Origin of the sequence: Aquabacterium sp. (assembly GCF_016195855.1) — a bacterium.
Classification (GTDB): domain Bacteria; phylum Pseudomonadota; class Gammaproteobacteria; order Burkholderiales; family Burkholderiaceae_C; genus Aquabacterium.
The window spans coordinates 156,635-168,957 of record NZ_JACPYU010000015.1; the positions used below are offsets into that span (position 1 = coordinate 156,635).

General features: G+C 65.3%; 7 protein-coding genes. 6 read left to right on the forward strand and 1 reads right to left on the reverse strand.

Features of this window, described 5'->3' with window-relative positions; genetic code table 11:
• Positions 1-37 precede the first annotated feature (37 nt).
• Positions 38-736: a DUF4197 domain-containing protein gene (locus tag HY019_RS13065; RefSeq protein ID WP_290692762.1), complete on the forward strand. Its 699-nt coding sequence runs from the start codon at positions 38-40 to the stop codon at positions 734-736.
• Here the strand turns inward: HY019_RS13065 and HY019_RS13070 are convergent.
• Complete coding sequence (locus HY019_RS13070) at positions 711-5,039, reverse strand: YhdP family protein (RefSeq protein ID WP_290692764.1); 4,329 nt, start codon at positions 5,037-5,039, stop codon at positions 711-713. The genes HY019_RS13065 and HY019_RS13070 overlap by 26 nt on opposite strands.
• 245 nt (positions 5,040-5,284) lie before the next feature.
• Between HY019_RS13070 and glnE the strand changes: the two genes are divergently transcribed.
• The 5 genes from glnE to HY019_RS13095 all read left to right on the forward strand — a co-directional run bounded on the left by glnE (position 5,285) and on the right by HY019_RS13095 (position 12,321).
• A complete protein-coding gene (gene glnE, locus HY019_RS13075) occupies positions 5,285-8,197 on the forward strand; it encodes a bifunctional [glutamate--ammonia ligase]-adenylyl-L-tyrosine phosphorylase/[glutamate--ammonia-ligase] adenylyltransferase (protein ID WP_290692766.1) in 2,913 nt (970 codons plus the stop codon).
• Between the two features lie 92 nt (positions 8,198-8,289).
• Positions 8,290-8,874, forward strand: a complete 585-nt coding sequence (locus tag HY019_RS13080; RefSeq protein WP_290692883.1) for a rhomboid family intramembrane serine protease — start codon at positions 8,290-8,292, stop codon at positions 8,872-8,874.
• A 107-nt stretch (positions 8,875-8,981) separates the two neighbouring features.
• The gene (locus HY019_RS13085; protein WP_290692768.1) at positions 8,982-10,004 is read left to right on the forward strand and encodes an EpsD family peptidyl-prolyl cis-trans isomerase; all 1,023 of its coding nucleotides are present in this window, start codon (positions 8,982-8,984) and stop codon (positions 10,002-10,004) included.
• Positions 10,005-10,145: 141 nt separating this feature from the next.
• Positions 10,146-11,327, forward strand: a complete 1,182-nt coding sequence (locus tag HY019_RS13090; RefSeq protein WP_290692769.1) for a DUF1972 domain-containing protein — start codon at positions 10,146-10,148, stop codon at positions 11,325-11,327.
• Positions 11,328-11,340: 13 nt separating this feature from the next.
• Positions 11,341-12,321: a glycosyltransferase family 2 protein gene (locus HY019_RS13095; RefSeq protein WP_290692771.1), complete on the forward strand. Its 981-nt coding sequence runs from the start codon at positions 11,341-11,343 to the stop codon at positions 12,319-12,321.
• Positions 12,322-12,323 lie beyond the last annotated feature (2 nt).

Below are 12,323 nucleotides of genomic sequence, written 5' to 3' on the forward strand. Positions count from 1 at the left end.
TGGTTACCCTAGCGAAAGATGTCAGATGGAAAGAAAAATGGATCGTCGCACCGTATTGTCGTCTTCCTGGGCCACCGTGATGGGGCTGCTCGCACTCGAAGCCCTGCCCTCGGCAGGGTGGGCCGCCGCTTTCAGCCAGGCAGATGCCTCGGCAGCCCTGAAAGCCGCACTGGAACGTGGCGCGCAGGTGGCCGTCAAGCAACTGGGGGCCACCGATGGCTTTCTGTCCAATGACAAGGTGCGCATCGGCTTGCCCGAGGTGCTGGAAAAGGCCGCGCCCATCTTGCGCACCGTTGGCCGTGGCGCACAGCTTGATGAACTGGTCACCTCCATGAACCATGCGGCAGAGAGCGCGGTGTCGCTGGCCCAACCGTTGCTGCTGCAGGCCATCAAGAGCATGTCGCTGCAAGATGCCCAGCGCATCCTTCAGGGTGGCGACAACGCCGTGACCGAGTACTTCGCCACCAGAACGCGCACACCGCTGAGCCAGAAGTTCCAGCCTGTAGTGAGCAAGGCGCTCGAGAAGTTGTCGATCACCAAGCAGTACAACGACCTGACCGGCAAGGCCAGCAAGCTGGGGCTGATCCAGGGCCAGGCCGTGACCGTGCAGGACCATGTCACGCAGCGCGCGATGGACGGACTGTATTTCGTGATCGGCGAAGAAGAACGCCGCATCCGCAAAGACCCCATCGGCACGGGCAGCGCCCTGCTCAAGAAGGTTTTCGGGGCTTTGTGACCGGTGTGCTGGCGGCCTCGGCAGAGGCTGCTGCCGCCGCGCTGTCTGCCCGGCTGCCATTGACCTTCTCGACCTGCGGGTCGGCCCAGGGGCCGCTGATCTTGAACTCCTGCGTGCCTGCGTCGGCCACCTGCTTGCGCAAGAGCATCTGCGCAATGAAGGTGCCCAGCCCGATCACCGGGTTGATGGCGGCATAAGCCAGCGAGGCACCACCCGCGTTCACCTCGGGCACCACGTACACGTGCAGGTTCTGCGTTTCACGCGCCAGATCAGCCTGCCCTTCCATCAGCACCACGGCTTGCACGCCACGCATGCGCAGGTTGCGCGTGGTGGCCTGGCCCTGGCCGATCTTCACGTCGCCATCGATGCTGTCAAAGGCAAAGCCTTGCTGGAAGATATCGCGGAAGTCCAGCGTCAGGCGGCGCGGCAGCGACTGCAGGCTCAAGACACCCAGCAGCTTGGCCATGCCCGGGTCCACCTTGAGGAACTGCCCTTCGCTGATCTGCACATTGATGTCGCCCGTCATCGACAAGGCATCGGGCTCCATGGGCGAGCCCAGCCAGCTCACCTGGCCCGTGAGCTTGCCCTTGCCACCCTTGATGGTCTGGGGCAGGCCCAGGCGGTTGAGCAGGTTGCCGCTGTTTTGCAAATCCAGCGTGAAGCCGAAAGCCGAACGCGGCTTGAGTTTGGCCGTGCCGCCTGGCCGGCGCGCGGCGCTTTGGGCGCCCAGGGCCGTCCAGTTCCCGCTGGCGCTCAGTTGTGCTTCGGGCGTGATCATGCGCAGCTTGGTCATGCGCCATTCCGGCACCGGGGCCGCCCCCGCCATGGGCACTTGCCGGTTGATGGCATCCACCTCCAGGCGCCCCAGCGGCACACCACGCCACTCCAGTTGATCGATGACCACGTCCAGTGCGGGCAAGGTGGTGGTGGCATCGGGGGACAGCATCTGCTCGGTGGCACGCTCTTCCAGCGCCTGGGCTTCGGCCGCCGGCACGGACAACCTCGACAAGCGCGCCACCACGCGGCTGCCACCGGTGGCCAGGGGCGCTGTTTCAGGCACCCATTCGATCAGGCCGGCCACCTGCTGCGCGTCCAGCTGCACGCGCCACACGCCCGGTGAAGGGTGGGCCAAGGTGCCTGACACGTCCTTGAGCGTGCGTTGCTGGAAGGTCAGCGCCCCTGCCTTCACACTCACGCTGTCAGGCAGGTAGCTCTCGGATGGATCAGGTGCATTGCCTGGCGTTGCGCGCCCGTTGTCGGGCTGCCTGAAGAGCCCCACCACGGCGGACCAGGCATCCAGGTCCAGCGCCGGCACGACGGCCTGCGCCGACACGCCCTTGGCAGGCAGGGACAACAAGCCCGTTGCCTCGCTCATGCCCGCCTGCACCAGGCTGATCGCCCCTCGGGTGACCCGTGACTGCTCGCCACTGGTATCGCGCCGCAGGTCCACGCGCAGCCAGGGAATGGCCGTGGCCGTCATCTGCAGCACCTGGGGGTTGCCCAGGTCCACGATCAGCGCGTCACTGAGGCCTTGCGCGTCTTCCTGCCTGTGGATCACCTTCAGCGGCCATGCGGCCTGCGCAGGCTTGTTGAGCGGGGCAGGCAGGCTGGTGGACATGCCTTGCAAGTTGGAGCTGATCTGCACCTCCGGCAGGCTGCGTTTGCCTTGCGCATCCAGCCGCCCCATCGACACCGTCACGGTCACGGGTGACTCGCCCGTGAAGCGTTGCGCCAGCTTCTGCAGGAAGGGGATCTCCTGGGCCTGGCGCAGGCCTTCGGCCGACATGCTGCCCTGCGCCACGAAGCGCGTCACCCCGTCCGAGCTGCGGCGGCCATCCACGTCCACGGCATGGCCCCAGACCCGTGCACGGGCCTTCACGTTCAGATCGGTCTCTGTGAAGGCGATCGTGCCTTGCAGCGCGGCAAACTGCGGCACGGACGGGTTCAGGCGCAGGCTGGCCCCATCGGCGTCGGTCATGAGCACATTGCCCTTGAGCCGGGTGTCGTCGGCATGGTCAAGCGGGATGTCCAGCGACAGGTGCATGGTGGCCTGGCCACTGGACTGGGCCGTGCCCAGCACATTGCTGGTCCATCGCCCGATGGGCGAGGCCGACAGGAAGCGCACCATGTCATTGAGCGGGCCTTCGCCCTGCCCCTTGATGGTCAGGTGCGGGTCCTTGTGGCCCAGGTCATCAATGCGGCCCTCCACATCGTGCAGGCCAAACTGCCCCGAGCCCACGCCACCCAGCCGACCACGCGCCTCCTGAATCAGCATGCGCTGCCCCTCGAACAGCAGCAGCCCTTCCAGCGACGTCAGGGGGGGCCAGTTCACCGGCTTGGCACCCGGCTGCGAGCCCATCAGGCCTTGCGGCACATAGTCCAGCGACACGTCATGCAAAGGCACCCTCACACGGAAACGACCGCCCTTGTCGTCCTTGAACGGGAACTCGTTGAGGTCCCCCTCCACATCGAAGGAGACCTTCTCGCCCCGACCACTGCGCAGCGCCAGGCGCACATAGTCGCGTGGCGCCTTCGGGATCGCCATGGGCAGGTAGCGCCAGACTTTGGTGGCATCGGCCCGCTCCAGGCGCCCTGTCAGGCTCAGGGTGCCCGGAAAGCGTGACACCGGCTTGCCATCGACGGGCGACAAGCCTGTACCGGTCTGCCAGCTGCCCTCCAGCTGCCCGCTCGCATCGGCATTGGCGAACGAAGCCTGGCTGACATCCACCTTCAGGCGGGCCGGCACCCCTGTGAGCCCGGACGGGGTGACCGTCCACGCCACCCGGGCCTGCAAGGCCGTCAGCGGGATGTTCGGCTCTTCGAACACACCAGGGAAGGCAATCCACCCCTGCTTGACTTCCAGATCCGCATGGCCACCAGACTCATCTGCGCTCACGCTGACCGTGGCCTGGTCCATGCCCGGGCGACTGTCCTTGTCAGACGAAGCCCAGCCCAGGCCACGCACGCGGCCACTGGCCTTGTAGTGCACGGGCGCTTCCAGCAAGCCATCCCAGCTCCACTGCAATTGTTCGACGACACCATGCGGCGCCACATCTGCCAACGTGGTGCGCACGCCGGGCGCCAGGGGCAGACGGTCGGCCAGTTGGGCCAGCAGATGAAGGTCCAGGCGATCGGCCTGCGCCTCGCCACCCCGCGTCAGCCCCCATACCGCGTCAGACAGACCTGCTGCGGGCCAGGGCGCATGCCGCCAGACCAGGTTGCCGCTGCTGGTGGGCCAGACCAGGCCATCGCTCAACACGAACGACAGCTTCTGGAAGGCCAGCGACGACACCTGCGCCTCATGCGACACCGCCACCAGGCCATTCAGACGCTTGAAGGCCAGCGGGGCCAGCTTGGGCGACAGACGGACATTCACGTCCGTCAGCCCCACATCCAGCTTCAGGCCACTGGGCAGGCCCTTGGCCAGGCTCATGTCGACCTGCACCGCGCCACGCCCACCCTCCACGTCGATGGGCAAGCTCACGTGCTGCTTGAGGCGTTGCACGTCCACAAACGGCATCGACGCGCTCACGGTGCCTGACCAGGTCTGCCACTGGCTGGGCCGCGTGGCGTCCAGCTCCCACCGCTCCCAGAAGGCCACGGCCTGGCCATCCTTGAGTGGCACGCCAGAGGCCATCCACAAGGGTTGGGTCATGGCGGCGGCCACCTTGAAACGCTGCCCGAACTCGGCTGGCGGCGTGGCCTCCACCGTCAACTCGTGCACGCGCCGTCCCAGGCCGGGCCGGTTACGCAGGGTCAGGTCCAGCTGGCCAAGCGTCAGGGTGGGCGCCCCCTTGAGTTCATCCGTCCAGCGGATCGTGCCCCGCGAGATCTGGACCCGCGCCTGAGACAACAACCAATCAGCCGCCCCTGAGCCCCCGTCGCCACTGCCGCTGCGGTCGATGCGCAGGCCCGCCACATGCCATTGGCCTGCGGCATCACGGCGCACATCCAGCTCCGGCGCCACCACCACCAGTTGGTCCAACCGCAACTCGCCATCGGCCAGCGCGCGCGGCGACAAGGTGGACAAAGACACGCGGGCCGTGACCTCGGGCAAGCGCAAAGCCACCCGCCCGGCGGCATCCAGCAACTGCACCTCATGCAAAGACAGCGTGGGCCAAATACCATCAGCACGGCCTGATACGTGCCCGATGCGCACCGGCACCCCTATTGCTTGCGTGGCCTGTTCGGCCAGGTCAAAGCGCCAGGCATCGATACGCGGCAGAATTTGGAAAATCAGGACGCCCCATGCCAGGGCCCCCAACAACAACAGCACCCCCGCCAACACGGACAACACCACCATGACCCGACGCCCCACGCGCCCCAAAGTCAGGACGGAGGTTTTCAGGATGCCGCGTTGGCTGGAGCGAGATCCAGCCCGGCGTGTAGGTAGAGATTCGGGGGTCGAAGGCATCAAAGGGGGGCATCATCCGTCGAACCACCTACATTTCAGGCCACTCTGGTGCTCTACCATCACAAGTTGGTACAGCCCCAGGGATCGACAACCGATAACCCTAGCACAGACCACCTCCCTGGCCATTCGGTTCCATGCTTGATTTCCCATTTGACGCTGTAAAGACAACGACCCAGGCCGAGCGATCGCGCTACGTTCAACGTATCCGCCGTCGTTATCCGGCCGAGCTGGCCGCCTTTGCCGACACCGCCCCCGGTCAACCACGTGCCGCCCAGATCAGTGCGCTGATCGAGCATTTGCTGGCGCAAGGGCGCGAGCTGGGCGCTGCCTTGCGCGTGGCCCGCCAACTGGTCATGGAACGCCTGGTGGTGCTGGACGTCGAGCAAGGCGCTGCCATGCTGGACATCACCGCCACCATGACGGAGCTGGCCGAAGTCACCCTGGACTACGCCCTGCGCGCAGCCGAAGCCGAAGCCGATGACAAGCACGGCGCACCGCTCAACGAACAAGGCCAGCGCATCGACCTGTGGGTTGTCGGCATGGGCAAGCTCGGCGGGCGCGAACTCAACGTCTCGTCCGACATCGACCTGATCTATGTCTACGAGGAAGACGGCCACACCACCGGCCTGCGTGACGACATCGGCATCGTCAAGGGCCGTGTCACCGTTCACGAATACTTCAGCCATGTGGCCCGCCGCCTGTCCACCCTGATTGGCGACAACACCGAAGACGGCTTCGTCTTCCGCGTGGACCTGGCCCTGCGCCCCAACGGCAACTCCGGCCCCTCGGTGGTCAGCCTGGGCATGCTGGAAGAGTACTTCCTGGTGCAAGGCCGCGAATGGGAGCGCTTTGCCTGGCTCAAGAGCCGCATCATCGCGCCGCGCCGCGCCATGCCGGGCGGCGAGCATCACAAGCGGGCCCTCGCCCTGCGTGACATCGTCATGCCCTTCGTCTTCCGCCGCTACCTGGATTACGGCGTCTTTGAAGGCCTGCGCCAGCTGCACCGCAAGATCCGCGACGAGGCCAACCGCCGCGCCGCCGGCCGCCCCGAGCGCGCCAACGACGTCAAGCTGTCACGCGGCGGCATCCGCGAAATCGAATTCACCGTGCAGCTGCTGCAGGTGGTGCGCGGCGGGCAGTTCCCCGAGATCCGCACCCGCTCCACGCTCAAGGCCCTGCCTCGCCTGGTCGCGCGCGGCCTGATCCCCAGCGCCACGGCCAACTGGCTGGCCCAGGCCTACACCTTCCTGCGCCGCATCGAGCACCGCATCCAGTATCTGGACGACCAGCAGACCCACCTGCTGCCCACCGACGACAAGGACCTGGCCTGGATCGCCGACAGCCTCGGCCTGCTCGGGCGCGAACAAGGCACCCCGCTCAACCCGGATTGCCACAGCGGCACCTGCCAGTTGCTGGACGCCCTGTGCAGCGTGCGCGAGTTCGTTGCCACCGAGTTCGACTCCCTGCTCCACGACGGCCGCAGCCCGGAAGCCGGCAACGGTGGATGCCGCAGCTGTGGGGGCCCACCCCTGCCCGTGGACAGCGACGAGTTCCTCGCCAAGTTGCCCGAACCCGTCGCCACGCGTGTGCGCGAGTTCGCCCAGCAGCCCAAGGTGACCATGCTGTCGGACACGGCCAAGCTGCGGCTGGCCAAGCTGATCGGACGCGCCACCAAGACAGCCTACGGCAAGGACGGCAAGACCCCGGAAGCCGACTGCCTGGGCCCGGACGCCGTTCTGCACTTCATCAACTGGCTCAACCCCCTGCTGCGCCGCGACAGCTACCTGTCCCTGCTGGCCGAGCGCCCCGAGGTGCTCAACCGCCTGCTGCGCCTGCTGGGCCTGGCCAAATGGCCGATGCGCTACCTGCTGCGCCACCCCGGCGTGATCGACGAGCTGGCCGACCCCCGCCTGATGGAAGGCCGCTTCGACCCCATCGGCTACCAGAAAGAGCTCAACGAGCGCCACAACGCCTGGTCCCGCGCCGGGCAGCTGGACGAAGAGGCCCTGCTCGACACCCTGCGCCGCGCCCACCACGCCGAGGTCTTCCGCACCCTGGTGCGCGATGTCGAAGGCCAGCTCACCGTCGAACAAGTCGCCGACGACCTGTCGGCGCTGGCCGACGCCACCTTGAACACCACCATCCAGTGGGCCTGGGGCCACCTGCAGCAGCGGCCGGGCAAACAAGGTGCGTACGCCGTGGGCCGCCAGCCGCACTTTGCCGTCATCGCCTACGGCAAGCTGGGCGGCCTGGAGCTGGGCTATGGCAGCGACCTGGACGTCGTCTTCCTGTATGACGACACCCAGGACACCGAGCCCGCCAATGCCGGCCCCGACACCGCCGGCCCCATCGATGCCTATGTGCTGTTCGCCCGCAAGCTCGTCACCTGGCTGACCCTGCGCACCTCGGCAGGCGAGTTGTTCGACATCGACACCGCCCTGCGCCCCAACGGCAACTCCGGCCTGCTGGTCACCAGCTTCCACGCCTTTGACGACTACCAGCGCCAGCGCGGCAGCAACACCGCCTGGACCTGGGAGCACCAGGCCCTGACACGTGCCCGCTGGTGTGCCGGCGAGCCGGCCCTGGTCGAGCGTTTCGAGGCCACCCGCCGCGCCGTGCTCAGCGCCCCGCGCGACCCGGCCGCCTTGCGCGAAGAAGTCACCAGCATGCGCGAACGCATGCGTGAAGCGCACACCTGCCCGCCTACCGAGTTCGACATCAAGCACAGCCCTGGCGGCATGATCGACGTCGAATTCGCCGTGCAGTACCTGATCCTGGCCTTCAGCCACCAGCACCCCGAGTTGCTGGACAACAAAGGCAACATCGCCCTGCTCGACCGCGCCGAACAAGCCGGGCTGCTGCCCACCGGCGTGGGGCATGCCGCGGGACAGGCCTACCGCGAACTGCGCCGCATCCAGCACAGGGCCCGCCTGGACGACGCCCCCACCAAGTTCACGCTCGAACAAATGCCCACCCTGGAGCCGCTCAAACAAGCCGTCCAGGCCCTTTGGTCGGCCGTCTTCCCCGCCGACCCGCCGGCCGTGTGAGCGCCCACACCAGGTTCGCCATCGCGCCTGGCACCTGGGCATGGCTGCTGGTCAGCCTGATCCTGGGCGTGCCGGCCGCCATCGCAGGCTGGGTGCCGCTGGAGCAGCCCAGCACCCAGTGGCCCTTGTGGGCCCAAGCGGGGACGCTGCACCCTGATGCCGGCTGGCACCAACCTGCCTGGGTTTTCTGGACCAGTGCCTGGCTGCACGGCAGCAGCGCCCACTTGTCCAGAAACCTGATGGCGCTGGCACTGCTGGCCGTGCTGGGCGCCAGCGCGCGCATGCCCCCGCGCGCCGCCCTGGCCTGGCTGCTCGCCTGGCCGCTCACCCAGATGGGCATGCTGCAGCAAGCCCTGCACACCTATATTGGCCTGTCAGGCGTGCTGCATGCCGGCTTTACCGTCGTGGCGCTGCATCACCTCACCCACCCTATTCAAATGGATCGGCATCAAAGAATCCTGGGTTTGATTCTCCTGGCTGGCCTGATATTCAAAATCCTCATGGAAAACCCCTGGCAACACACCCTGATTCGGCCGGCCGGCTCGGATATAAATGTGGCCCCCTGGGCGCATTTGAGCGGAGCAGCCGCAGGCGCTGTTGTATATCTATTCACTTCTGTTACCACGCGGGCGCTGAGTGTGAAAAGACTGACACGCAAGCAACGTACACTCAATTGAGCACCCCGAGTAAACCCCCGGGAACTTCAGGGCCGCTACAAGATCATGCATTGGTGCCGAAAACGGCCCGTGCAAAAACCAACTGACACAACCACATAAGTTCGACCATGCAAACCCGCCTGCAAGCCATTGCCCGTCAACGCTCTATTCGCCTGATGGCGTTGCTGCCCGTCGTCGTTGCTGCCACCCTGGCTGCCGGCTGTGGCGACAAGTCCAAACACGAGGCCAAAGCCAGCCAGGCCGCCGTTCGCGTCAACGGTGACGAAATCACCGTGCACCAGATCAACCAGTTGCTGGAACGCCAGCAAGGCCTCAAGCCCGAACAGGCCGAAGCCGCCAGCCGCCAGGCCCTGGAAGGCCTGATCGACCAGCAACTGGCCGTGGCCAAGGCTGAAGAGCAAAAGATCGACCGCGACCCGCAAGTCGTGGCCCTGCTGGACTCCACCCGTCGCAGCATCCTGGCTCGCGCCTACCTGGAAAAGGCCTCCGCCGCTGGCGCTGGCACCCCCACAAGCGATGAAGTGCGCAAGTACTTCGACACCAAACCAGCCCTGTTCTCGCAGCGCAAGGTCTATGCCCTGCAGGAATTCACCGTTCCCGCCACGCCCGAGCAGACGACCGCCACGATCGAGAAACTGAAGGCAGCCAAGACGCCCAACGAATTCGTTGAAGTGCTCAAGAACAGCGGCCTGAAGTTCAACGCCCAGCAAACCACCCAGGCTGCCGAAGGCCTGCCCCTGGGCATCCTGGACCAGCTCGCCAAGGTCAATGACGGTGAAGCCCTGTTCGTGACCGCCAAGGACGGCTTCAAGGCCGTGCTGGTCGTGGCCAGCAAGAGCCAGCCCGTCACCTTCGAGCAAGCCAAGCCTGCCATCGAGCAATACCTGACCGTCGAGCGCCGCCGCGAGTTCGCCCAGAAGGAGCTGAAGAACCTGCGCGCTGCTGCCAAGATTGAATACATCGGCAAATTTGCCGAAAAAGCAGCATCTGGTGCAGCCCCCGCTGTTGCCAGCGCACCTGAAGCAGCCGAACCTGTTGCTGCGGCATCTGCGCCTGCTGCAACAGAACCCGCCGCTTCCGCAGGCCTGGATCCCGCAGCCTTGAACAAGGGACTTTCTGGATTGAAGTAATCACCAAAGGCCCTCATCATGAACGAATACCCACCTTTTCGGTGTTCGTTCACCTGATGAGGGCATGTGGTTGGGAGATGTGCCATCTCATGGGGGTGGACCAGAAAGACAAAACGAAGACTCAATTTAGTCCAACTCGACATGAAGACACTGCGCATTCTCGGTACTCGCGGCATCCCCGCGGCCCACGGTGGCTTCGAGACGTTTGCCGAGCATCTGGCGCTGTATCTGCGTGATCGGGGTTGGCGAGTTGTCGTTTACTGCCAGGAAATCGGGCAAGCCCCGACGGGGCATGACACCTGGCAGGGCATCGAGCGTGTGCGGATCTCCGTCCCTGGAGACAACTCGATTTCCACCATGCGGTTTGACTGGCTGTCCATCCTGGACGCGGCCAAACACAATGACCTGTGCCTGACCCTGGGCTACAACACGGCCATCTTCAATACCGTGCTGCGCCTCAAAGGGGTCCCCAATATCTTCAACATGGACGGCATCGAATGGATCCGTGCCAAGTGGAGCAAACCGGCCAAAACCTGGTTCTGGATGAACGACTGGTTCGGCTGCTGGCTGGGTAACCACCTGATCGCCGACAACCCGGCCATCAAAACCCACCTGATGACGCGCGTGCCCGCCGACAAGATCACCATGATCCCCTACGGCGCCGTACCCGTGACCCAGGCGCCTGACGCCCCTGTTCGCCAATATGGCCTGGAGCCCGGTCGTTACCTGACCGTGATCGCCCGCCCTGAGCCCGAAAACTCCCTGCTGGAAATCGTCCAGGCCTTTTCGGCCAAACCCCGTGGCTACAAGCTGGCGGTATTGGGCACCTACCAGGCCAACAACCCGTATCACGCCGCCGTTCGCCAGGCCGCCAGCAAGGAAGTTGAATTCCTCGGCGCCATTTACGATGCGCCTACCGTACAAGCCCTGCGCTTTCACAGCGCGGCTTACGTGCATGGCCATCAAGTGGGCGGCACCAACCCCTCGCTCGTCGAGGCACTGGGCGCGGGTAATGCCGTGATCGCCCACGACAACCGCTTCAACCGCTGGGTGGCCGGCCAGGGTGCCAGCTACTTTGACTCGGTAGACAAGCTGTCCACCTGCTTTGACCAACTGCTGTCGGACAACGGCACGCTCAGCCGCATGCGTCAGGCCAGCCGCGACCGTTTCGAACAAGCCTTGACCTGGCCCATCGTGCTCTCGCAGTACGAAGACCTGCTGATGCGCTTCCTGCCCTCCAACCAGCCCGCACGCCGCGAGTTTCACGAAACCGGCATGGGCCTGGCAGCCAAGCAACGCAAGGCCACCCACAAAGCCAAGTAAGCGCAACGACAGCATGCCATCCCGACTTGCCGTTGTGCTGGTCAACTGGAATGGCTGGCGGGACACGATCGAGTGTCTTGAAAGCCTGCTCCCTACCCTGCCCGATGATGCCCGCGTACTGGTTTGCGACAACGCATCCAGCGACGACTCCCTGCGCCACCTTGCCGACTGGGCCAAGCAACGGGCAGGCGGGCCAGTCGCGTTTGCACGTTACGACCGGGCTCAGGCGGAGCGCGGTGGCCAGGCTCAAGACCCTCAAGTGGTCCTGATCGACACCGGCGGCAACCTGGGCTTTGCTGGCGGCAACAACGTTGGCATACGCTATGCCCTGGCAAGCGGCTTTGACTACATCTGGCTGCTCAACAACGACACCATTGTGGATGAGCACACTGCATCCGCCCTCATCGAACGCATGCAGGCCGACCCACGCATCGGCATGTGCGGCTCGACCATGTACTACTACGACACCCCCAAGATCGTGCAGTGCCTGGCCGGATCCAGCTTCGACTTCGACGCGGCCGTCGGCACGCCTGTCGGCTACGGCAAGCCTTATGACCCTGCCACACCCATTGAGGCCGTGGAAAGCCGCCTGGACCACATTGCCGGCGCCTCGATGATGGTCTCCAGAGCTTTCGTCGAGCAGGTTGGCCTGATGGAAGAAGCCTACTTCCTGTATTTCGAAGAGATCGACTGGGCCGTGCGCGCCAAGGGCCGCTTCACGCTGGCCTGGGCACCTCGCAGCTTCGTCTGGCACAAGGAGGGCGGCTCAATCGGCTCCAGCCACCGCAGCCGGCCTTCGGATCGTTCACTGCGCCACATTCTCGTGAACCGGCTCCGCTTCACGCACAAGCTGGCGCCGCAACACGAACGCACGGTGCGACGGCACATGACATGGGAAACGCTGGTCTACCTCAAGCGCCGCGACTGGCATGCTGCCCAGATCTACGCCTTCGCCCTGACCGGATGGCGCTTCCTGCTGCCCCCCGGCCTGTGACC

Coding starts and splice junctions, on each gene's coding strand:
- HY019_RS13065 (WP_290692762.1), top strand. CDS start 38: ATGGATCGTCGCACCGTATTGTCGTCTTCCTGGGCCACCGTGATGGGG.
- HY019_RS13085 (WP_290692768.1), top strand. CDS start 8,982: ATGCAAACCCGCCTGCAAGCCATTGCCCGTCAACGCTCTATTCGCCTG.
- glnE (WP_290692766.1), top strand. CDS start 5,285: ATGCTTGATTTCCCATTTGACGCTGTAAAGACAACGACCCAGGCCGAG.
- HY019_RS13095 (WP_290692771.1), top strand. CDS start 11,341: ATGCCATCCCGACTTGCCGTTGTGCTGGTCAACTGGAATGGCTGGCGG.
- HY019_RS13090 (WP_290692769.1), top strand. CDS start 10,146: ATGAAGACACTGCGCATTCTCGGTACTCGCGGCATCCCCGCGGCCCAC.
- HY019_RS13070 (WP_290692764.1), bottom strand. CDS start 5,039: ATGGTGGTGTTGTCCGTGTTGGCGGGGGTGCTGTTGTTGTTGGGGGCC.